The sequence below is a fragment of the Amycolatopsis sp. NPDC048633 genome (assembly GCF_040650695.1).
In the GTDB taxonomy this organism is placed as follows: Bacteria; Actinomycetota; Actinomycetes; order Mycobacteriales; family Pseudonocardiaceae; genus Amycolatopsis.
In genome coordinates this window covers 19,476-40,503 of the sequence record NZ_JBEZHS010000035.1, presented here as the reverse complement: position 1 = coordinate 40,503, position 21,028 = coordinate 19,476, and the positions used below count along the sequence as shown (strand labels likewise).

General features: G+C 71.2%; 19 protein-coding genes and 1 pseudogene. 13 read left to right on the top strand and 7 right to left on the bottom strand.

Annotated elements, in window-relative coordinates:
* Positions 1-465: a hypothetical protein gene (locus AB0C38_RS40055; protein WP_360683309.1), complete on the top strand. Its 465-nt coding sequence runs from the start codon at positions 1-3 to the stop codon at positions 463-465.
* A 36-nt stretch (positions 466-501) separates the two neighbouring features.
* Here the strand turns inward: AB0C38_RS40055 and AB0C38_RS40050 are convergent, their stop codons facing one another.
* The 4 genes from AB0C38_RS40050 to AB0C38_RS40035 are packed head-to-tail and all read right to left on the bottom strand — an operon-like array spanning position 502 to position 4,006.
* The gene (locus AB0C38_RS40050; protein WP_360683307.1) at positions 502-1,362 is read right to left on the bottom strand and encodes an ABC transporter ATP-binding protein; all 861 of its coding nucleotides are present in this window, start codon (positions 1,360-1,362) and stop codon (positions 502-504) included.
* Between the two features lie 19 nt (positions 1,363-1,381).
* Positions 1,382-2,215 (bottom strand): ABC transporter permease, encoded by an 834-nt coding sequence (locus tag AB0C38_RS40045; RefSeq protein ID WP_360683305.1) that lies wholly within the window; start codon positions 2,213-2,215, stop codon positions 1,382-1,384.
* Positions 2,212-2,982 (bottom strand): ABC transporter permease, encoded by a 771-nt coding sequence (locus tag AB0C38_RS40040; protein ID WP_360683302.1) that lies wholly within the window; start codon positions 2,980-2,982, stop codon positions 2,212-2,214. The genes AB0C38_RS40045 and AB0C38_RS40040 overlap by 4 nt, the downstream gene beginning before the upstream one ends.
* A 1-nt stretch (position 2,983) precedes the next feature.
* A complete protein-coding gene (locus tag AB0C38_RS40035; protein ID WP_360683300.1) occupies positions 2,984-4,006 on the bottom strand; it encodes an ABC transporter substrate-binding protein in 1,023 nt (340 codons plus the stop codon).
* A gap of 699 nt (positions 4,007-4,705) precedes the next feature.
* On the opposite strand from AB0C38_RS40035, the gene AB0C38_RS40030 reads away from it, so the two are divergent.
* The 6 genes from AB0C38_RS40030 to AB0C38_RS40005 all read left to right on the top strand — a co-directional run bounded on the left by AB0C38_RS40030 (position 4,706) and on the right by AB0C38_RS40005 (position 11,488).
* On the top strand, positions 4,706-7,903 hold the full coding sequence (locus AB0C38_RS40030) for a nitrate- and nitrite sensing domain-containing protein (RefSeq protein ID WP_360683298.1): 3,198 nt from the start codon (positions 4,706-4,708) through the stop codon (positions 7,901-7,903).
* Between the two features lie 14 nt (positions 7,904-7,917).
* Positions 7,918-8,379 (top strand): roadblock/LC7 domain-containing protein, encoded by a 462-nt coding sequence (locus AB0C38_RS40025; RefSeq protein WP_155544159.1) that lies wholly within the window; start codon positions 7,918-7,920, stop codon positions 8,377-8,379.
* Between the two features lie 25 nt (positions 8,380-8,404).
* Positions 8,405-9,187 carry a DUF742 domain-containing protein gene (locus tag AB0C38_RS40020; protein WP_360683296.1) on the top strand — a complete coding sequence of 261 codons (783 nt, stop codon included), beginning with the start codon at positions 8,405-8,407 and terminating at the stop codon, positions 9,185-9,187.
* Positions 9,168-9,776, top strand: a complete 609-nt coding sequence (locus AB0C38_RS40015) for an ATP/GTP-binding protein (protein ID WP_247017872.1) — start codon at positions 9,168-9,170, stop codon at positions 9,774-9,776. Before AB0C38_RS40020 ends, AB0C38_RS40015 begins: the two co-directional genes overlap by 20 nt.
* A 380-nt stretch (positions 9,777-10,156) precedes the next feature.
* On the top strand, positions 10,157-10,573 hold the full coding sequence (locus AB0C38_RS40010; RefSeq protein ID WP_360683294.1) for a roadblock/LC7 domain-containing protein: 417 nt from the start codon (positions 10,157-10,159) through the stop codon (positions 10,571-10,573).
* 6 nt (positions 10,574-10,579) lie between these two features.
* The gene (locus tag AB0C38_RS40005; RefSeq protein WP_360683292.1) at positions 10,580-11,488 is read left to right on the top strand and encodes a DUF742 domain-containing protein; all 909 of its coding nucleotides are present in this window, start codon (positions 10,580-10,582) and stop codon (positions 11,486-11,488) included.
* Between the two features lie 3 nt (positions 11,489-11,491).
* Here the strand turns inward: AB0C38_RS40005 and AB0C38_RS40000 are convergent, their stop codons facing one another.
* Positions 11,492-13,729: a helicase-associated domain-containing protein gene (locus tag AB0C38_RS40000; RefSeq protein WP_360683290.1), complete on the bottom strand. Its 2,238-nt coding sequence runs from the start codon at positions 13,727-13,729 to the stop codon at positions 11,492-11,494.
* Positions 13,730-13,819: 90 nt separating this feature from the next.
* Between AB0C38_RS40000 and AB0C38_RS39995 the strand changes: the two genes are divergently transcribed.
* The 5 genes from AB0C38_RS39995 (at position 13,820) to AB0C38_RS39975 (ending at position 18,683) form a co-directional block, all read left to right on the top strand.
* The gene (locus tag AB0C38_RS39995) at positions 13,820-13,999 is read left to right on the top strand and encodes a hypothetical protein (RefSeq protein WP_360683487.1); all 180 of its coding nucleotides are present in this window, start codon (positions 13,820-13,822) and stop codon (positions 13,997-13,999) included.
* 205 nt (positions 14,000-14,204) lie between these two features.
* Complete coding sequence (locus tag AB0C38_RS39990) at positions 14,205-15,593, top strand: NAD-dependent malic enzyme (protein WP_360683288.1); 1,389 nt, start codon at positions 14,205-14,207, stop codon at positions 15,591-15,593.
* A 97-nt stretch (positions 15,594-15,690) separates the two neighbouring features.
* Positions 15,691-17,178 carry an alpha/beta hydrolase gene (locus tag AB0C38_RS39985; protein WP_360683286.1) on the top strand — a complete coding sequence of 496 codons (1,488 nt, stop codon included), beginning with the start codon at positions 15,691-15,693 and terminating at the stop codon, positions 17,176-17,178.
* A gap of 117 nt (positions 17,179-17,295) precedes the next feature.
* Positions 17,296-17,766: a cyclic pyranopterin monophosphate synthase MoaC gene (gene moaC / locus AB0C38_RS39980; RefSeq protein WP_155540659.1), complete on the top strand. Its 471-nt coding sequence runs from the start codon at positions 17,296-17,298 to the stop codon at positions 17,764-17,766.
* Positions 17,763-18,683, top strand: a complete 921-nt coding sequence (locus tag AB0C38_RS39975; protein WP_360683284.1) for a molybdenum cofactor biosynthesis protein MoaE — start codon at positions 17,763-17,765, stop codon at positions 18,681-18,683. The genes moaC and AB0C38_RS39975 overlap by 4 nt, the downstream gene beginning before the upstream one ends.
* A gap of 122 nt (positions 18,684-18,805) precedes the next feature.
* On the opposite strand, the pseudogene AB0C38_RS39970 reads toward AB0C38_RS39975, so the two are convergent.
* Positions 18,806-19,198 (bottom strand): annotated as a pseudogene (locus AB0C38_RS39970) (nitroreductase/quinone reductase family protein); the annotation flags it as partial.
* Between AB0C38_RS39970 and AB0C38_RS39965 the strand changes: the two are divergent.
* Positions 19,143-19,529, top strand: a complete 387-nt coding sequence (locus AB0C38_RS39965; protein ID WP_360683282.1) for a MarR family transcriptional regulator — start codon at positions 19,143-19,145, stop codon at positions 19,527-19,529. The pseudogene AB0C38_RS39970 and the gene AB0C38_RS39965 sit on opposite strands and share 56 nt — an antisense overlap.
* Before the next feature lie 363 nt (positions 19,530-19,892).
* Here AB0C38_RS39965 and AB0C38_RS39960 read toward each other — a convergent pair whose 3' ends face one another.
* Positions 19,893-20,522: a transglycosylase family protein gene (locus tag AB0C38_RS39960; RefSeq protein ID WP_360683280.1), complete on the bottom strand. Its 630-nt coding sequence runs from the start codon at positions 20,520-20,522 to the stop codon at positions 19,893-19,895.
* Between the last annotated feature and the right edge of the window lie 506 nt (positions 20,523-21,028).

The following is a 21,028-nucleotide window of genomic DNA, read 5'->3' as shown; positions in this document are numbered from 1 at the left end:
TTGTCGACAACCGAAGAGCTGGAAGCGGCGGTGGCCCGGCTGGCCGGGTGCCGGGTCACCGAGTTCTCCCGGACCCTCGATATGGCCATCGTGGGCTTCCAGGGCGAAGGCGTCGAAAAGCGCCTCCACGCGCAGTGCCCGTTCCGCGTGACGCACCGCGAACAGATCCTGTTCGGCTCGGTCGACATGCGGTACCGGGACACCGGGGACGCGGAGACGGCGTTCGACGAGTACCGGACCAAGTACGACCGCCAAGCCCGCCAGCTGACGGGGATGGTCACGGAGCACGAATGCTTCGTCGAGTCGGCGGTACTCGGGCCGGTCGGGACGCTGTCGGTGGAGCTCAGCGGCCACGTCGTGATCGAGGTCTTCCCGGCGTGCGCGGGGCGCAACGTCGAGCAGTGGCGGCTGTTCGACTGGCACACCGACGCGCACGTCGTCTACCCGGACTCCGCGGACCGCTAGCGCACCACCATCGGGGAAGCGGCCCTCCGCACGACTTCAGCTCCTGGTCTTGGACCTCGTCCCGTTCTTGGCCCGCTCGGCCAGGTCCCATTCCGCGGCGTCGGAAGCGGCCGCGACGGCGTCCGCCGGGGTGCCGCCCTGCAGCAGCCGCGCCACTTCGCCGCGCAGTGTCACGAACTCCGAGGACTCGCGAGTGGTGATCTGGTTCCGTTCGGCCGGCAGGCCCACGGGCAGGTCCGCCACGATCGACGCCGGCGACTTCGACAGCACGAGCACCCGGTCGGACAGGTAGACGCTCTCGTCGATGTCGTGCGTGACGACCAGGATCGTGGTGCCCTGCTCGCGCTGCACCCGCCGGGTCAGGTCTTCGAGCTCGAAGCGCGTCTGCGCGTCGACCGAGGCGAACGGCTCGTCCATCAGCAGCAGCGACGGCCGGCTGGCCAGCGCGCGGGCGATCGACACCCGCTGCTGCATGCCGCCCGACAGCTGCCACGGGAACTTCCCGCCCACCTCGGACAGCCCGACCTGCTCCAGCGCCTCGGCGGCCCGTGACCGCCGTTCCGAACGGGAGATCGACCGCCACCGCAGGGGGAACTCGACGTTCTTCTGCACCGAAAGCCACGGGAACAGCGACCGGCTGTAGTCCTGGAACACGACGGCGAGGTCGTCCGGCACGCCCGAGACGCGGTCGCCGTGCAGGCTCACCGTGCCTTCGGTCGACGGCGTCAGCCCGGCGACGCAGCGCAGCAGCGTCGACTTCCCGCAGCCCGACGGGCCGACGATGCTGGCCAGCTGCCCGGCCTCGACGGTGAACGACAAGTTGTTCACCGCGATGTGCGCCTTCGCGCCCGCGCCGTAGCGGTGACTGAGGCCGGACACTTCGAGCATGGTTGACATGGGAGAGGCCTTTCCAGCGTCAGTCGCGGCCGAGACGGGCCGGCTGCCAAGCCAGCACCCGCCGTTCCGCGGCCAGGAAGATCGTGTTGAAGACGTAGCCGAGGATGCCGAGCAGCACCAGCCACGACCACATGGTCGGGAAGTCGAAGTCCTGCTGGGCGTTCATCAGCGACCGCCCGATGCCGTTGTACGCGCCGACCAGTTCGGAGACGACCATCAGCAGCAGGGAGATCGACAGGCTCACCCGCAGCCCGGCGAAGATCTTCGGCGCCGCCGCGGGCAGCACCACCATCGCGACCCAGTACCGCTTCGGCGTGCGGAAGGTCCGTGAGGTCTCCACCTTCACCTGGTCGACAGAACGGACGCCGTCGACCGCGTTGAGCAGCACCGGCCAGATCGCACCGAAGATGATCGAACCGAGCTGCATGCCCGAGCTCAGCCCGAACAGCACCGCGAACACCGGGATCAGTGTGGGCGGCGGGATCGAGCGGAAGAACGCGAACAGCGGGCCGAGGTAGTCCATCCCCTTCTTGGACCGGCCGACCAGCACGCCCAGCGTGATGCCGGCGATCGCGGCCAGCGCCCAGCCGCCGAGCATCCGGCCGAGGCTGGGGAACACGTTGTCGTACACCGCGTCGGTGAGGAACAGGTCCGACGCGGGCCCGGTGAACCACAGTTTCGCGGCGGCGACCGCGATCTCCGTGGGCGGTGGGAAGAACTTGCTGCCGCCGGCGCGCGCGGCGAACTCCCAGACGACCACGAGGATCGCGAAGAGCAGCCAGTTGCGGACGACGGTGGCGGCACCGCGGGCGGCCCGGCGGCCCACCCGGCCGGAAAGAGTCGCTGTGCTCACGCGATCGCCTCCCGGTCGACGCTGCTCCAGCGGAACAGCCGCTTGCCCAGCAATTCGAGTCCTTCGTTGATCAGGTAGCCCAGGACCCCGGCGACCACAGTACCGGCCAGGACCAGGTCGAACCGGACTGAACCGGTACTGGCGACGAGGATGAAGTTGCCGAGCCCGACTTCGGAGCCGGCCAGGAACTCGACGCTGACGACGGCGATCAGCGAGATGGTCGCCGACAGCCGGACGCCGGTGAAGACGAACGGCGCGGTCTGCGGCAGCGCGACCGAGGACAGGATGCGGAACCGGCTGGTCCCGCACGCGCGGGCGGTCTCCATCAGCACCGGGTCGATCTCGCCCATGCCGTAGATGGTGTTGAACATGATGGGCCACAGCGAGGCGTACACCGCGAGGGTGATCTTCGCGTCGGGGCCGGAGCCGATCACCAGCAGCACCAGTGGCACCAGCGCGGTGACCGGGATCGGGCGGAGGAACTCGACGATCGCGGCGGTGGCGGTGCGCAGCACCGGGACGCTGCCCAGTAGCAGCCCGGCGGGCACGCCGACGGCGATCGCGACGAGGATGGCGATCAGCCAGGCGAGCATGGTCGCGATGACGTCACGGATGAAGTCGGCGTCGCCCAGCAGGTCACCGACGGTGACCAGGACGACGCTCGGCGGCGGGATGAACGTCTTGCTGACCAGGCCGACCTGGACGACGAGTTCCCAGAGCAGGAGGAATCCGGCCAGGCCGGCCAGGCCGCGGAGCAGTTTCGTCACGTCAGTTGGTCGCCTGCGGCGCGATCATCGTCGCGGCATCGACCTTGCTGGTGATGACACCCATCTGGAGCAGCAGGTCGGGCACCCGCTGGAGGCGCCGCGCGTCCAGGGTGGAGCCGTAACCCGGCAGGGTGAGCAGCTTGGCCGTGTCCGGGTCGATCTTCGCGTACTTCACCAGCAGCGGTTCGACCTTCGCGCGCTCGTTGATCGCCTCGCCGGTCGCCTTCTGCATGGCGCGCTGGAAGGCCGCGAGGGTCTTCGGGTTCGCCTGCACCCACTTCGCCGTCGAGGCGTAACCGGTCAGCGGGAAGTTCTGGCTGGCGCCGGTGTTGATGTCGATGACCGGCGTCGCGCCGGCGATCTTGGCCGCCTGCGAGAGCTGCGGCTCCGGCATGTAGGCCGCGTCGACCTGGCCCTGCTGCAGCGCCGCCGCCATGTTCGGGAGCGGGATCGGCACCCAGTTGACCGTGCTGTAGTCGACGCCGTGGTCCTTCATCACCGACTTGGTGAGGATGTCGGAGGCGGTGTTCAGGGCCGTGATCGCGATCCGCTTGCCCTTCAGGTCGCCGACCGTCTTCACCGGCGAGTTCGGCACCGTCACGATCGCGTTGCTCTTCGCGTTCACCGACGTGCCGTCGGCGACGAGCGAGATGTCCGCGGCGCCCTTGCTCTTGGCGACGAAGAACGGCGTGTAGGTCGAAAGGGCGATGTCCGCCTCACCCGAGATCGCCTTCGTCATCGACGCCTGGCCGCTCGGCGCGATGAGCTGCTCGACCTCGAGGCCCTCGGCCTTGAAGTACCCCGCGTCCTGGGCCAGCCAGAACGGCGCCAGGTCGGTGGTCGGCAGGATCGAGACCTTGATCTTCGACTTCTCCAGGCCACCCCCGGTCGACGAGGCGTTCGAGTCGTCCGAGCCGAGCGCGCTGCAGCCCGTGAGGGCTGTCGCTGCTGCGACGGTCAGGGCGAGCCCGAGCGCGGCGCGGCGAGTGCGAACCCGGCCACTGCTCCTGGCGTTTCCAAGCAAGGCCTGCTCCTTGGGAAAATTGACGGTTGGTGGACCGAATCCCGGGGAAGTACGTAACTCATTCTCGGGAGTACGCGGGTCACTGTAGAGAACGTGACAGCTCGCTCACAACGGGTGGGATCAATACACGAGAGAGTGGTGCAGGTCACTCCATTGGCCTCTGGTCTAGACCCGCTGCTCCACTCGCCGTAGTCGTTCACCCAGCGTAGGGCCCGGTTCTCGATTGAGGGATCACCAACTGTGCGCCGACTGAGCGAACGCTGTGCAACATCGTGCACGAAGCGTCGGGAGGGTTACATCTTCTCCGGGCGTTCGCTACCCTCTGCACCTGCGGGGAGGTAACAACCTCCGATGTAGTGAGAGAGAGTGCCTGGATGGCCGATCAAGTCGATCCTCGGTTTACCAGGGCACGCTGTGCTTTTCCTGAGAGAAACTTCCCCGCGGAGACCACTGCCTGGCCGGGCTCAGCCGCCGTGCGGGCGGGCTAGGCCGAACCGAACAGACCGATGCAGGACCAGCGCAGGGACCCGACCGTGATGCTCGAGCTGAACCGATTCCGCCCAACCGGGCGGGGTTCAGGAACCCCCGTCGAAGACGATCTTTTCACCCGTACGGGTAGCGTCTCGCGCTGGGCTCCTGCCGATCGGCCGATGAGCCGGAGCACCGGGAGCGTGCTGACGAGTGGCTGAGGAGAACGCTATGCGCCCTGGCGGGCGCTGGACCGACCAGGGTTTCACGAGCACGAACGATGATGGTGGTGCGGCGGTGCCGAACGAAGACGCCGCAGGGGTAGGAGGGACCCCTGCGCAGTCGCCCGGAGATGCTCCGGGCCGGAAGGCCGGTTTCTTTTCCGGCATGCGCGACTGGAGGTTGCGGTCCAAACTGGCCGCGATCCTCCTGATCCCCACGGTGACCGCGCTCGTGCTGGGCACGTTGCGCGTGGTCGACGACGCCCAGGAAGCGACCGAGTTCCAGCACACCGCCGACCAGGTCGCGTTCGCGGTCAAGGTCACCACGGTGGTGCACGAGCTGCAGAACGAGCGCTCGCTGGCCGTCGCCCGGATCTCGTCGGCCAACCCCCTGCTGCAGACGGGCCTCGACTCGCAGATCGCCAAGGTCGACCGAGAGGTCACCGACCTGCGCAACGCGGCGGGGACGCTCAGCTACGACGACCAGGCGACCAAGGACCGCTACACCCGCGGTATCCAGCGCCTCGACGCCCTGCGCCCGCTGCGGGCGGCGTTCAACACCGCGAACGGGCTGCCCGACATCACGGTGATGACCGCCTACTCCGGCATCCTCGACGCGCTGATCGAGCTCGGCCGCGAGGTGACCACCGCGGTCACCGACCGGGACGTGCTGCGCCTCGGCACGAGCACGCAGGCGGTCAGCGAGGCCAAGGAGTTCACCACCCGGGCCGACGCCGAGCTGCAGATCGCCGCGTTCCGCGGGAACTTCCCCGGCGACCTCCTGGACCAGACGCGTGCGTCGGCCTCCAGTGCGGACGCCTCGGTGGCGGCCTTCCTCGCGAACGCCGACGACGACCAGCGCCAGCTCTACAACGACACCTACTCCGGCCCGGAGGTCGACGACCGCCGCCGGATCCAGACCGCGGCGTTCGCCTTCGCCCAGCTGGGTGATGCGCCGAGCATCGACACCACGGCGCTCGGCAAGGACAGCACCGTGTCGGCGGACAAGCTGCACGCGGTCGAGTCGAACCTGCTGGCCCAGCTCAAGACCCGCGCCGACGACCTCGCCACGGCGGCGGTCAACTCGGCCTGGGTCGGCGGTGCCATCGTGCTCGCCGCGCTGGCCGCCGCGATCGCGCTGATGCTCATCGTCGCCCGCCTGATGCTGCGCCCGCTCCGGATCCTGCGGAAGAGCGCGCTGGACATCGCTTACACCCGGCTGCCCGAGACCGTGCAGGCGATCCTCGACGACCCGGACCCGGTCGGCGCCTCGAAGAGGGCCGTCCAGCCGGTGCCTGTCACCTCTCGCGACGAGATCGGCGAGGTGGCGCGCTCGTTCGACATCGTCCACGAGCAGGCGGTCAAGATGGCCGCCGAGCAGGCGCTCCTGCGCGAGAACGTCAACGGCATCTTCGTGAACCTCTCCCGGCGGTCGCAGCGGCTGGTGGAACGCCAGCTCGGCGTCATCGACCGCCTCGAGGCCGACGAGCAGGACCCGGACCACTTGGCGAGCCTGTTCGAGCTCGACCACCTGGCCACCCGGCTGCGGCGCAACGGTGAGTCCCTGCTGGTGCTTTCCGGCGCCGGCCTGGCCAAGTCCGTGCCGAAGCCGGTGCCCGCCGCCGACGTCATCGGTGCCGCGGTGTCCGAGATCGAGCAGTACGCCCGGATCGAGGTCGGCATCGTGCCCGACGTCGCGGTCCAGGGCCTCGCGATCCACGACCTCGTGCACGTCCTCGCGGAGCTGCTCGACAACGCGACCTACTTCTCCGAGCCGGAGACGAAGGTCATCGTGCGAGCCGTCGTCACCCGCCGCAAGGCGCTGGCCATCCAGGTCACCGACCACGGTGTCGGCATGAGCGACGAGCGGCTGGCCGAAGTCAACGGCCGGCTCGCCGAGCCGCCGGACCTGGACGTGTCGGTGACCCGCCGGATGGGCCTGTACGTGGTCTCGCGGCTGGCCAAGCGCCACGGCATCGAGGTCCGGCTGCGCGAGAACGAGGACATCGAGGGTGGCGTGATCGCCCGCGTCGTCGTCCCGGCCGAGCTGCTCACGCCGCTCCGCCAGGGCATGGCGCGGCAGACCCCGCTGCCGGCGAACCGGTCCGAGACGTCGATGTCGATGCCGAGCATCCCGATCCCGGCCGCGCGTTCGGACTTCGACCAGACGCACACGAACAGGCACACGCCGGCCCCGCCGTCGGCACCCCCGCCGCCCCCGCCTCCGCCGGTGCACGAGCCGGTGGCGAACCAGGGCGGGCTGGTCCCGCTCGACCAGCCGATCAGCCTGGACGACCTGGTCAGCGGCGGTCGCGCGGCAGGCCCGTTCCTGTCGCCCGAGCTGCCGAAGCCCGAGACGCCGGCCTGGCCGACCGCCGAGGACCTGGCCCCGCTGACGCCGTCGACGAACGGCGAGGGCGCCAGCTCGAGGGCGGGCGACACGCAGTTCGCGCCGCTGGTCCTGCCGAAGCGCGAGCCGAGGTACGTCCCGCCGGAGGAGCCGCCACCACCCCCGCCCCGCGCGGAGGAGGTCGGTTCGTCGGCCCTCGAGGACGATGTACCCACCCGGCGGCTGCCCATCTACCAGTCGGTGCTGTCACGCTGGTTCAGTGAGGGCGACGACTCGACTGCCGACCCGGTGCCGGCGCAGAGCGAGGGTGCGGACCCGAACCTGCCGCCGCTCACCGGCTCCGACGAGCCGGTGGCGGAGCGGACCGTCGTCGCCGAGCCGGTCACCCGTCGGCACGAGCGCGAGCCGGTGCGAGAGCCGGCGCCCGAGCAGGTGGACGAGCTGCAGCCGACCGCGGCGACCCGGCACCCGCTCCTCCCGCCCGACGACGGCTGGCACAGTGCCTCCGACGACGGCTGGAGCAAGGCGCAGTCGCTGCTCGAGGCCAAGAACGAGGAGATCACCACGGCCGGGCTGCCCAAGCGCGTCCCGAACGCCTACCTGGTGCCGGGGTCGATCAACAGTCCGTCGACCGACGCACCGGCGCAGAACAACTTCGCGGACAACACCGCGGGTATGCCCGGAACGGGTGCGATCACCCGCTCGGCGTCCGCGGCGCGGAGCAGGATGGCAAGCTTCCAGCGGGGCTACACCTCGGGACGGCACGCGTTGAAGGAACTCCCGGACGACGAACAGCTGGAAAGCAGCAGGGTTCCGGGGCGTGGCAACACCACAGACAGCAGTGAGGAGCGAAAGTGACACGGGCGGGTGCAATGCAGCCGGGTGGCTCCGCGCAGCCGAACGGCCAAGCGCATGCCAAGACGAACAATGCCGGCAGCTTCGCTTGGCTGATCACGGATTTCGTGCACCGGGTGCCCGGCGCGGCCCACGCGGTCGTGGTGTCGGCCGACGGCCTGCTCCTGGCGGCTTCGCGAGGCTTGCCGAAGGACCGGGCGGACCAGCTGGCCGCGGTGGCGTCGGGGCTCACCAGCCTCGCGCGTGGCGCGGCCAAGGTGTTCGAAGGCGGGACGGTCGCACAGACCGTCGTGGAGATGGCCAACGGCTTCCTCTTCCTCATGCAGGTTTCCGACGGTTCGTGCCTGGCGGTGCTCGGTTCGCCGGAGAGCGACATCGGCCTGGTCGTCTACGAGATGACCTTGCTGGTGGAGCGGGTCGGTCAGCAGCTGACACCGGAGATGCGGGCCCAGCTGCAGGGCTCGGCAGTCCGCCGCTGAGGACCCGGGAACCGAGGAGAGAGCCGTGGACGACGGGCGCTTGAGGGGCGATGGCCGGCTCGGTGACGACTTCTCCGGCGGGTGGTCCGAGCAACCGGACGACGGCCGGGAGGACTGGCAGTCGTTCCGGGAACGGGTCGACCGCGAATGGCGGTCACGCCGGGTGCAGGCGTCCGACAACGACCCCGTGCGAGAACCACCGAACTGGCTGACCGACAGCAATGCCGGCCAGGAACCGATCCGGCCGATCCAGCCCGGGAGCGGCGAGTACCGCGACCGGCTGCTGGGTGGGCCGGGAGCGGAGCTGTTCGGCGGGTCGAGCGGGCCGCTGTACGACGCGCACGACTTCGCCGCGTACAGCAACGACCGCGACTTCTCGTCGGGGCCGGACTCCGGTGAGCTGGCCGCGGCGCTGCCGCGGCAGGCCCACCAGGAGTACGTCGACGAGCCGCCGCCGACCGAAATGGAGACCTCGGGCCTGGTCCGGCCCTACTTCCGGACCCGGGGCCGGACGAAGGCGACCCTCGATCTGGCGATCGAGGCGCTGATCTCGACCAGCGAACAAGGCCGGATGCTCGACCGGGTCCGGGTGCCCGAGCACCGGTCGATCTGCGACCTGTGCCTCGACACCCGGTCGGTGGCCGAGGTGGCGGCGCTGCTGCGCCTGCCGCTCGGTGTGGTGCGGGTGTTGATTGGTGACGTGGCGGGTCTCGGCCTGGTGCTGGTGCACTCCAGCAGTCAGACCGTGGGCGACCGCCCGAGTATCGAGTTCATGGAAAGGGTGCTCAGTGGGCTTCGGAGAATTTGACTCCGACGCGAACGCGCCGCAGGTGACGGGTCCGACCTCGTCGGCCAAGATCGTGGTCGCCGGCGGGTTCGGTTCGGGGAAGACAACCATGGTCGGGGCGATTTCGGAGATCGACCCGCTGACCACCGAGGCCATGATGACCGAGGCCAGCGTCGGACACGACGACACCTCGGCCACGCCCAACAAGACCACCACCACCGTGGCGATGGACTTCGGGCGTATCTCACTGGACTCGGACCTGGTGCTGTACGTGTTCGGCACTCCCGGTCAGCACCGGTTCTGGTTCATGTGGGACGACCTCGCGGTCGGCGCCATCGGGGCCGTCGTGCTGGTGGACACGCGGCGGCTCGCCGACGCGTTCCCCTCGATCGACTTCTTCGAGAACCGGAAGCTGCCCTACGTCGTGGCCATCAACTGCTTCGACCGGCTTCTGCACCACCAGATCGAGGACGTGCGGCACGCGCTCACCATTGCGCCGTCGGTCCCGATCATGGCTTGCGACGCGCGCGAGCGTGACTCCGCCAAGCAGGTGCTGATCTCCGTCGTCCAGCACGCGATCGCGCACGATTCGGCGCTGCGCGCGGGATAGTCCTGATGACGCCCCGAACCGGATGCGGCCGTTGGAGTGAACTCCGCGCGCTTCACCCACTTCGGGGAGTGCGGCCTCCGTCCGGAGGACGAAGCGGTCACCGCGGTTCGGCGGCGTCGAGGACGACGTTGCCCGCCCGGCCCGCCGTCCACCGGGCTGACCTGCGCGGACACCCCGCCACGGCGGGCCGCGGAGTGAGCTTCGCCCGCGCGACCCGGACCGGGTCGGCGCGGAGCGCGGTCGCGCGCACACGTAGGGTGCGCAGCGGCCGGCCGGTGGTCGGCTCGACACCGCCGGTGGGGCGCTTACGCTTGAGCGTGGGCCGTGCCGGCCACTCCGGGGTGCGGCGTGCGGCGCCGCGGGAGCAAGGAGGGGCAGAAGTGACGGCATCCGGCCAGGGCTCGTTCGGCTGGCTCATCACGGACTTCGTGCGCCGGGTACCCGGCGCCGCGCACGCCGTTCTGGTGTCCGCCGACGGCCTGCTGCTGGCGCCGTCGGAGGGGTTGCCGCAAGAGCGTGCCGAGCAGCTGTCCGCGGTCGCGTCCGGGCTGATCAGCCTGACGGGCGGGGCCGCGCGGTGCTTCGAAGCGGGTGGCGTCAACCAGACCGTGGTGGAGATGGAGCGCGGTTACTTGTTCCTCATGTCCGTTTCGGACGGTTCGTCACTGGCCGTGCTGGCCGCGCCGACGTGCGACATCGGCACGGTCGCGTACGAGATGACGCTGCTCGTCGAGCGGGTCGGCCAGCAGATCACCCCCGAGCTGCGCGCGCAGCTGCAGGGCGGCGTGCGTGGGTAGGACACGATGAGGATTTCGGGATTCGACGATCCGGACTCCAGCGGCTGGGACGCACTGCACCGCGGCACCGAGCGCGAGGGTTTCGATTCGCCCAGCAAGTTCGACATGTCGACGCTGTCGACGATCATGCCCAAGCGCAAGCCGGCGCGGCCGCAGCCGGATCCGCAGGGCTACACGGACGAGGACACCCGTGAGTGGGGTTCGCCGTCCGACGCCGCCAACTTCGACGAGGACTACGACGAGGGCTACGACCCCGCCGAGCCGGAGTGGCAGGACCACGAGACCTACCAGCCGGAGCCCCCGCCGCTCGAGCCGGCGTGGACGCCCCCGCGTGGCGCGCGCCCGCCGGCCCCGCCGCGTCCGCCGGCACCCCCGCGGCCCCCGGCGCCCCGGCCGCCCGCGCCGAGACCCCCGGTGTCCAGACCCCAGGCGGCGCCCCCGCCTTCGTGGGCCCCGCCGATCGACCCGCGGACCGGCTGGACGCCCCCGCCGGACCCGGAGACCCGCTGGATCCCGCGCGCGGAGCCGTGGGAGGAGCCGCCGGCGCGCGTCCTGAGCCCGTCGCCGGCCGCTTCGGTGGGCTCCCGGGTGCGCCCCTACACGCGGACCGGCGGTCGCACGCGGTCCGACCACAACCTGGCGCTCGAGGCGCTGGTTTCGACGTCCGACGACGGGCGCCGCTACCGCGGCGTGCGGTCGGTCGAGCACCGCCGGATCTGCGACCTGTGCCTGGACACGCGGTCGGTGGCCGAGATCGCCGCCCACCTGCGGCTGCCGCTGGGCGTGGTGAAGGTGCTGGTCGGCGACATGTCCGACATCGGGCTGGTGCTGATCCACCAGACGGAGCTGATCCTCGGGGACCGCTCGTCCCGCGAGTTCATGGAACGCGTCCTGGCCGGCCTGCGGGCGCTCTAGCCCCTATTCCTCGACCAATGCGGCCGAGGTGATCCGGTGCAGCGAGTACCGCTGGTGGTCGTCGCCTTCGAGGATCCCGCCGCCGACCCGCACCGGCCGGACCACCCGCTGGCTGGCGGTTCCACGCGAGTCGACGAACCCGATCCAGACCTCACGGCGTTCCAGCGTCGCCCGCGACAGCAGCTCCAGCGTCGCCGACGTGTCCGCCCCGCCGCCGACCGGCGCCCGCACCGCGGACCCCCGGCGCCGGGCGGACGCGGCGTCCCCGGCCCGCAGGTTCGAGATGATCCGCGTCGCCTGGTCGGACGTCAGCACCGCCGGCTCACCCGGGCTGCGCCGGGCCGCCCGGGCCTTCGCCGGCAGCCGGCGTCCGCCCGGCCGGATGTCGACGACCCGGCCGTCCGGGCCCTCCGCCGCCGGGGCGAACCCCGCCGCGCGCAGGCCCGTCAGAACCTCGTGCAGCGGGTCCGGGCTGATCACGACCGTCGGCGCGATCAGCCGCAGGTCGTGCTCCGCCGTGACCGGGTGGGCCAGCACCTCCGCCAGCAACGCCTCGTCGTCGCACCGCAGGAACGACGCCGCGACGCCGCCGCGCAGCCGGCCGTGCCGCCGGGCGACGTCGTCGACCAGGTAGCTCAGCGACTGCGGGACCGGTGTCGCGGACTTCGCCTTGAACAGCGCGTGCAGCTCGTCCGCGGTCCGGCCGGTGTCCAGCGCCCGCCGGACGGTCGCCTCGGTGATGCGGTAGACCGTCGCGTGGCCCGCCGACTCGACGTTCGCGACCGCGTCCATCTCCGCCGCCAGCTCCGGCTCCAGCGGTCCCGGCGCGACGACCGTCAGGTCGGCCTGCAGCAGCACGCGGTCCACGGGCGCGGGCAGCGCGTCCAGGACGGCCTCGACCGCGCCCGGCCGGTCGTCGGCGAGCAGCGCCCGCGTCGCTGTGGTGAGGCCGCCGAGCCCGACGATCCCCAGCGCCGACGCCTCGGACATCGTCCAGCGGACGGTCTCGTCCCGCAGCCGTCCGCCGCGCCGCGGGGCCCGCCAGGCCAGCACCGCGACGAGCTCGTCGACGCTCTTCACCCCGGCGCCCCGGGGCAGGTCGGCCAGCGCGGCCAGCACCCGCCGCCGCGCGACCGGCGCCAGCGGGCGGCGCAGCTCTTCCGACAGCGGCGCGATCGGCTTGTCCTTGGCGTCGCGCCCGCCGGCCATCCCCGGCAGCCGCGGCAGCTCCAGCCACGCCTGGGCCAGCGTCATCCACCGCTGCGCGGTCGGCGACGCGAGCCACGAGTCGGTCAGCGTCGTCGGCACCCACTCGGGCGCGGTCGCCTCGCTGTCCGCGACGAGCCCGGCGCCGACGGCGAGCTCGGCCAGCAGGATCGCCTGCGCCTCGTCGATCTCGAGGTCCTTGGCGAGCTTCTTCAGCTCGCGCACGCCGAGGCCGCCCGACTTGAGCACCGGCGGCGGCGCCGCGGACCACGAGCGGAGCAGGGATTCGGTGTGGCGCAGGAACTCCATCGCCTCGCCGGCCGCGGCCTCGTCCAAAGTGGACGGCTGGTGCGGGTGGAGCGGCAGCTCGGGCTCGGTGAGCGCGCCCGGGGCGAAGACCCCGCCGCGCACCGCGACGCCGAGCTCACGCGGCAGCTCGACGGTCTGGTCGTCGCGCCGCAGCAGCAGCCCGCGGGCCAGCAGCTTCTGCACGGGCGTCTTGGCCTTCTCGACGGAGGTGTCGTGCCCGGCATCGCGGGTCCGGCCGATCGGCGGGCCCGCGGCGAGGGCGTTGAGCACGCCACGCTCGTCGTCGGACAGCTCCGCGATCCGGGCCTCGAGGTCCTCGCCGGCGAGCGACGGCGACGACGCGCCGAGCCCGGCCGGGAACGGCCCGAGCGCCTCCCGGACCGAGGGCGGCACGCGCAGCGCGTCGTCCGGGCCCCAGGCCAGGACCCGCGCGCGCAGCCGGGCCAGTGGCTCGGTGAGGTCGGCGCCGGTCAGCTTCGCGACGTCCTCGACCGGCACGGGGTCGCGGTCCGCACCGGCGAGCAGGCACGCTTCGAGGACGGCGAGGGTGACGGTGTCGAGGTCTTCGCAGGCGCGCGCGACCGAGCCCGGCGTGCCGGCCCGGGTGGCCAGCACGGTGCTGTCGGAGGGCGGGGGCGTCGACAGGTCGCGACGAGTGCGGAGCAGCTCTTCGAGGGCTGCGTCGGACTCTGCACGCAGCCAGTCCGCCAAGGAGGTCGCGGGCATAGAAGGCCAGGGTACCGGGCGGGTGCGACAGGTCGCTCGGGCTCAGGCAGACTGTCGTGGCACGGATCGAGGACGGCTGTGGAGGACGTTGTGGCCAAGGGCGAGAAGAAGCACAAGGGGATCGACCCGACGTGGCCGGGCGAGGCCGGCGAGCACCCCGTGACCGAGCTGTCGTCGGACCGCCAGGGTGCGCTGTCGCCGTTCGGTGACCTCACGTTCCCGCTCGACACGGTGCCTTACGTGCACCCCGAGACCGAGATCAACCGCTGACGCCAGTTGCCGATCCGGCCAAAAGCAGGCCGCCCCGGAGCGGCACGCAACTGGTGCTGCGAGGCCATGCGGCCGTGACTGTGGCCGGGGCGGCAACCAACGGCAGAGTTACTGGTCAGTACCGGTATCGCGGCCTCGTGAGGGCGGTCACGGGAGTAGGTTCGCTCCCGTCCCAACCGTCTTTTCCCATGCGGGGGTAAGCGCCATGCCGGTTCCCGGTCCCGGATATTCGATCACCGTCCGGGTCGAGGCCCCGGCCTCGTCCAGCGCGGCCGGTGACCTCACCACCGCCGTCGGCCGCGTCGGCGGCGTGCTGACCGCGTTCGACGTCGTCGAGTCCCATTCCGACTCGATCGTGGTCGACATCAGCGCCAACGCGCTGTCGGAGAACCACGCGAACGACATCACCCAGACGCTCGACTCGCTGCCGGGCGTCAAGGTCCGCAAGGTTTCCGACCGGACGTTCCTGATCCACCTCGGCGGCAAGATCGAGGTCACGCCGAAGGTCGCGCTCCGCAACCGTGACGACCTCTCCCGCGCCTACACCCCGGGGGTCGCCCGCGTCTGCCAGGCGATCGCCGCGAACCCCGAGGACGCGCGCCGGCTGACCATCAAGCGCAACACCGTCGCCGTCGTCACCGACGGTTCCGCGGTGCTCGGCCTCGGCAACATCGGCCCGGCCGCCGCGCTGCCGGTGATGGAGGGCAAGGCGGCGCTGTTCAAGAAGTTCGCCGACGTCGACGCCTGGCCGGTCTGCCTGGACACCCAGGACACCGAGGACATCATCAAGATCGTCAAGGCGATCGCGCCGGTGTACGCCGGGATCAACCTCGAGGACATCGCCGCGCCGCGCTGCTTCGAGATCGAGAAGCGGCTGCGCGAGCAGCTCGACATCCCGGTGTTCCACGACGACCAGCACGGCACCGCGATCGTGGTCGTGGCTGCGCTGCGCAACGCCCTGCGCGTGGTCAAGAAGAACATCGAGGACTGCAAGATCGTGGTCAGCGGGGTCGGCGCGGCCGGCTCGGCGATCATCCGGCTGCTGCTGCGCAAGAACCCGGGCGACATCGTCGCCGCGGACATCGATGGCATCGTCCACTCCGCGCGCGGCAACCTCGACGACAACCTGGCGTGGATCGCGTCGCACACCAACAAGCAGCAGGTCAGCGGCACCCTGCACGAGGCGCTCGTCGGCGCGGACGTCTTCATCGGCGTCTCGGCGCCCAACCTGTTCGGCGCCGAGCAGGTCGCGACGATGAATTCCGACGCCGTCGTGTTCGCGCTGGCGAACCCGGACCCGGAGATCGACCCGCTGGAGGCGCAGCAGCACGCTTCGGTCGTCGCGACCGGCCGCAGCGACTTCCCGAACCAGATCAACAACGTGCTGGCCTTCCCGGGTGTCTTCCGCGGCCTGCTCGACGCGCACGCGAACAACATCGACGACGAGATGCTGCTGGCGGCCGCCGACGCGATCGCCGACGTCGTCGACAACGGCAAGCTCAACGCGTCGTTCATCGTGCCGAGCGTGTTCGACAGCGCCGTGGCGCCCGCGGTCGCCGAGGCCGTGCGGAAGGCCGTGCGCGCCGAGCGCTGAGTCCTCCCTTCGCAGGACCCGGAGTCGTACTTTTGATGGACGACCCGGGTCCTCCGGCGTCCTAGGCTGGATCCCGACACGTTTGGGGGGAAGCCGAATGCGGAGGACTTTGCTGGTCGCGGTGGTGGCCGTCGTGGTGGCGTCGGTGGTGCCGGGGGTGGCGCAGGCGGCGCCGGGCGCGCTGGAGTGGGGTGCGTGCCCGGCGGACGTCACGGCGCCGGGCCTGGAGTGCGCGACGCTCGATGTGCCGTTGGACTACCGGAAACCGGACGGGCGGCAGATCGAGGTCGCGGTCTCGCGCCTGAAGAGCACGAACCCGGCTCATCGCCGGGGTGTGCTGCTGACCAACCCGGGCGGGCCCGGCGGGCCGGGGCTGGACCTGCCGGCGTTGCTGCCGCAGATCGGGTGGCCGAAGAGCGTGCTGGACACCTACGACGTCATCGGGTTCGACCCGCGCGGCGTCGGCCACAGCACACCGGTGACGTGTGATCTGACGCCGGCGCAGCTGCGGAGCAACGTCCCGCCGTACGCGCTCGGCCCGGCGGACGTCGTCGCCCAGGCCGAGTACGCGAAGGGGATCGCGCGGCAGTGCGGCGCGTCGCGGACGGCGTCGATGCTGCCGTATGTCACGACGGCGAACACCGCCCGCGACATGGACCGCATCCGCGCGGCGCTGGGCGAGCCGAAGCTGTCGTACTACGGGATCTCGTACGGCACGTACCTGGGCGCGGTGTACACGACGTTGTTCCCGCAGCGCAGCGACCGGATCGTGCTGGACAGCAACCTGGCGCCCGGCGGTCTCGACGGCACCGGCTCGCGCTTGCTCGCCCAGGGCTTCGACGACCGTTTCCCGGACTTCGCCGCGTTCGCCGTGGCGCACCCGGAGTTCGCCCTCGGCCGGACACCCGCGGAGGTGGCGGCCAAGTACTTCGACCTCGCCGCGCGGCTGGACGCGAACCCGAGCCCGGAAGGCGTCGACGGCAAGCTGTTCCGCCAGCTCACGTTCGGGATGTTCTACTACGACGCGACCCTGCCGTACCTGGCCTCGGCGTGGCACGCGCTCGACACGGGGGCACCGTTCCCCCAGCCACCGGGCGGCGCGACCCCGAACCCGGACAACCTGCTGTCGAGCCAGCTGCACGTGGTGTGCGGCGACGTGAACTGGCCGGAGTCGCTCCGCGCGTACCAGAAGAACGTGGCGACGGACAGGATCCGCCACCCGATGTTCGGCGCGGCGGCGGCCAACGTCTGGCCGTGCGCGTTCTGGCCGGCCGACCCGCCGGAGCCCCCAGTCCGCATCGGCGACCGAGGCCCCTCGGACATCTTGATGCTGCAGAACCTCCGGGACCCGGCAACCCCGCTGACGGGCGCCCGCCGGCTGCGGCAGGCATTCGGCAACCGGGCCCGCATGGTGACCGCCGACCAGGGAGGCCACGGCACGTACTTCTTCGGCGCCAACGAATGCGCGAACAACGCGGCGACGAGGTTCCTGACAACGGGAGTACGCCCACTCCGAGACAAGGCGTGCGCGGCGGAGCCGTCCGGCCTGGCACCAGCGGCGGCGTTCCCGGTGCCTCGGTTCTGAGACTCAGCAGGCTCGGCGGACGCGATCTACCCGCGCCGGCTCCGTCATCGGTGACGGCGATCAACCCCACACGATGGCGGCGACACCCGTCGTCGTCCCCGGAAGTAGCCTCGGCTTGTGAGTGAACTCAGCCACGTCGACGAGACCGGCGCCGCCCGGATGGTCGACGTCTCCGGCAAGACCGCCACCGCGCGCACCGCGCTCGCGGCCGGCACCGTGCGGACCACCGCCGAGGTGCTCCGGCTGCTGGCCACCGACGGCCTCCCCAAGGGCGACGCCCTCGCCACCGCCCGCATCGCCGGGATCATGGGCGCCAAGCGGGTGCCCGAGCTGATCCCGCTGTGCCACCAGATCGCGCTGTCCGGGGTCAAGGTCGAGTTCACCCTCGGCGACGCCGAGGTCGGGATCCGCGCCACCGCGAAGACCACCGACGTCACCGGCGTCGAGATGGAAGCGCTGACGGCGGTCGCGGTGGCCGGGCTCACGCTGCACGACATGATCAAAGCCGTCGACCCGGCGGCGACGCTGGACGACGTCCGCCTGCTCCGCAAGGACGGCGGCAAGACCGGGACCTGGGAGCGGCCGTGAAGCGCACCGCACGCGTGATCGTGGCGTCCAACCGCGCCGCGAAGGGCGTCTACGAGGACAAGACGGGCCCGGTCATCGTCGACTGGCTGGCCGGGCGCGGGTACGACGTGCCGGCGCCGGTCGTCGTCGAGGACGGCGATCCGGTGGGTGCCGCGCTGCGGGCCGCGCTGGCCGAGGGCGTCGCCGTCGTACTCACCACCGGTGGCACCGGCATCTCGCCGACCGACCGCACCCCGGACGTCACGCGCGCGCTCCTGGACCACGAGCTGCCGGGCGTCGCGGACGCGATCCGTGCGGCCGGGCTGCCGAAGGTGCCGACGGCGGTGCTCTCGCGCGGGGTCGCGGGCGTCGCGGGGCGGACCCTGGTCGTGAACCTCCCGGGCTCCAGCGGCGGCGTGAAGGACGGCCTCGGCGTGCTCGACGGCATCCTGGACCACGCGGTCGACCAGCTGGCCGGCGGCGACCACCCGCGTCCCGCCGCCGCCGCGCCCTCGGTGCGGGTCGTGCGGGCGCTGGTGACCGAGGACCTGCTGTCGGTCGAGGAGCACGCCCGCCTGGTCGAGGACGACGCGGCGGGCGCGGTGGTGACGTTCGCCGGGGTGGTCCGCGACCACGACGGCGGCAAGGGCGTGCGCGACCTGACGTACGAGGGCCACCCGAGCGCGAGCCAGGTGATCGCGGACGTGGTCGCGGAACTGGCGACGCGCTGGGCCGGCGTCCGGGCTGTGGCGGTGAGCCACCGCGTCGGTCACCTGACGATCGGCGACGTGGCGCTGGCCTGCGCGGTGGCGGCCGAGCACCGTGGCCAGGCGTTCTCGGCGTGCTCGGACCTGGTGGACGAGGTGAAGGCGCGGCTGCCGGTCTGGAAGCACCAGCACTTCACCGACGGCACGGACGAGTGGGTCAACTCGCCGTAATCACCGAAGACGGCGACGCGCTCGGCGGCCGCGGCGAACTCGTCCGCGTCGGCTGAGGTCACCAGACCCAGCCGGACGAACATCGGCACCCCGTGCGGGACCTCGCGTGGAAAAGCGCGCATGACCCTCGCGCGGACGTCCGGATCGGTGACCTCTTCGAGCGTCACGGCCTGCTTCCGGCGTCCGTGCGCGAGCTCGCCCCGGCCAGCAGCCCGGACGTTGCGCGCCCAATCGCCCTGGGGAACGCCGGCGATGACGTAGCGACGACCGTCGACGGTCAGCGGCGAGACCGGCGTGGGCCTCGGCGCGCCCGACCGGCGGCCGGGGACGTGGATGGTGCCGAGGCGCAGCCCCAGCCGGGTCGGCAGGCGGACGAACCGGTTGGCGGGGCGGAGCCAGCGAGGCAGGCTGGAAGGGTCAACCCAGGCAGCGGCGGCCTCCGGCGCGGCGAACGACGTCGTGGACGAAGCAGCGGCGTCCGCGTTCGGGGTGAACCGGACGGACCTGCGGATCATCGGCCTGATCGCGGCGGCGGGAACGCTGACGGCAGGTCAGCTGGCGACGCAGGTGCACCTGAGCCCGGCAGCGACGACAACGGCGATCCAGCGGCTGACGCGCGCGGGGCACCTGACCCGCCGGACGGCGACGGAGGATCGCCGCCGGGCAGTGGTGGAGCTGACCCCGAAGGCGGCGAAGCTGCTGGAGGAGATCTACGCGCCGATCGGGCGCGCGGGGCGGGCCATCCTGGAGGACTACTCGGCGGAGCAGCTGGCGCTGGTGGCCGAGGTGCTACGCCGGGGCGAGCAGATGCAGCTGAGAGAGGCGGAGAGGATCCGCACGCTCTGAGGGCCAGGGGAGGGTCGGACAAGCCCGCGGACGCGCTCAGGGCCGTGCTGGCGGCCGCGGAGGGCGCCTCGCGCATGCTGGGGCCGCAGAACGGCTCACAACGGGCAATTCACGCGACGGGGCTGAACGCGGCGGCGCCGAGGGCGTACGCGCGACAGCTTGGGCGCATAGCCGGGCCAGTGGCACGCCAGTTCGCCCGCGGGAGGGCCGTGCGGGTTCAACTCGCAGCCGGCCCGCATCCAGCGCGGCGTGACGTCAGCCGCACGCCGGGTACGCACAAGCCCTCCACCGCCCGGGGGATTGGCGGTGGAGGGCTCGTGGTGTCACGGCTCGAGGCCGGACCTACGCATCACTGCGCGATCGTCACTTGGTGGCGATCTTCTGCCCGACGAGGATCAGGTCCGCGTTCGGGATGTACTTCGCGTTCAGGTCCTGCAGCTTCTTGTAGCCGCCATCGACGTTGAACTGCTTGGCGATCTTGGACAGCGAGTCACCAGCCACGACGGTGTAGTCACCGGACGGGTTGGAGCTGGCCACACCGGTCGCCGCCGGGGCCGCGGCCGCCTTCTTCGGGGCGGTCGTGGTCTTCTTGGTCGGCGTCGACTGCTTGGTGGTGGTCTTGTGGGTGGCCTTCGGGGCCGACGAACCGCCGCCCTTCTTGCCACAGACCGGCCACGCGCCGATGCCCTGACCCTGCAGGACGCGCTCGGCGACGGCAATCTGCTGCTCGCGCGAAGCGTTGGCCGCGCTGCCGGTGCCGCCGTAGGCCTTCCACGTGCTCTGCGAGAACTGCAGGCCGCCGTAGTAGCCGTTGCCGGTGTTGGTGTTCCAGTTGCCGCTGCTCTCACACTGCGCGACGGCGTCCCAGTTGGTCGCCGACGCGGGGGTCGCGGCGATAGCGAGGGGCGCGCCGACCGCAATGCCCGCGATGGCGACGCGAGCGACGGTGCGGGTAGCAGCGGACATCTTGCGGTGCTTGCCTCGGTAAGACATCTGAGTGTATCTCGCTCCCTGCGCCTACGAGCCTGTGCTGAGGGTCAGGATCGGGGTCCTGGCGCCGGCCGTCTCAGGCCGGCAGACGAGTCCGACGCACGGCGCGTCTTCGTCGTCCCCTCGTCCCTGTCCGGAAATGCTTTCGCTCGGGGTATGGGTCCGGGGATCCGTCGGACAGGGCTAGGCGCTACGGATTCCCGGTCGTGCTGGTTGGTCGGGGCCAACCGAAAAGCGACGGTACGTAACGAGAGCCGTGATCGGAAATTATTCGGGCCGTGACCTACGTCACAGTAACAGCACGCAACCCGCATCGATGTGGGTGTTTGCGCAGGTCGGCGGGCCGTTACCTGGTCGTTTCCTAGTCGAGATAAAACACGGATCGTGAGGCTTGCATCACGTGTTTTGCGCAGCGAATGGCCCATTCGCGACGTCGTGGCAGCGATTGAAGCGCGCATCTTATGACCACTCGCGAGAGGACGCCAGACTTGACAACTGTGCCTCATGTG

Coding starts and splice junctions, on each gene's coding strand:
- AB0C38_RS40000 (WP_360683290.1), bottom strand. CDS start 13,729: ATGCCCGCGACCTCCTTGGCGGACTGGCTGCGTGCAGAGTCCGACGCA.
- AB0C38_RS39990 (WP_360683288.1), top strand. CDS start 14,205: ATGCCGGTTCCCGGTCCCGGATATTCGATCACCGTCCGGGTCGAGGCC.
- AB0C38_RS39960 (WP_360683280.1), bottom strand. CDS start 20,522: ATGTCTTACCGAGGCAAGCACCGCAAGATGTCCGCTGCTACCCGCACC.
- AB0C38_RS40025 (WP_155544159.1), top strand. CDS start 7,918: ATGCAGCCGGGTGGCTCCGCGCAGCCGAACGGCCAAGCGCATGCCAAG.
- AB0C38_RS40005 (WP_360683292.1), top strand. CDS start 10,580: ATGAGGATTTCGGGATTCGACGATCCGGACTCCAGCGGCTGGGACGCA.
- AB0C38_RS40050 (WP_360683307.1), bottom strand. CDS start 1,362: ATGTCAACCATGCTCGAAGTGTCCGGCCTCAGTCACCGCTACGGCGCG.
- AB0C38_RS39985 (WP_360683286.1), top strand. CDS start 15,691: ATGCGGAGGACTTTGCTGGTCGCGGTGGTGGCCGTCGTGGTGGCGTCG.
- AB0C38_RS40030 (WP_360683298.1), top strand. CDS start 4,706: ATGCGCCCTGGCGGGCGCTGGACCGACCAGGGTTTCACGAGCACGAAC.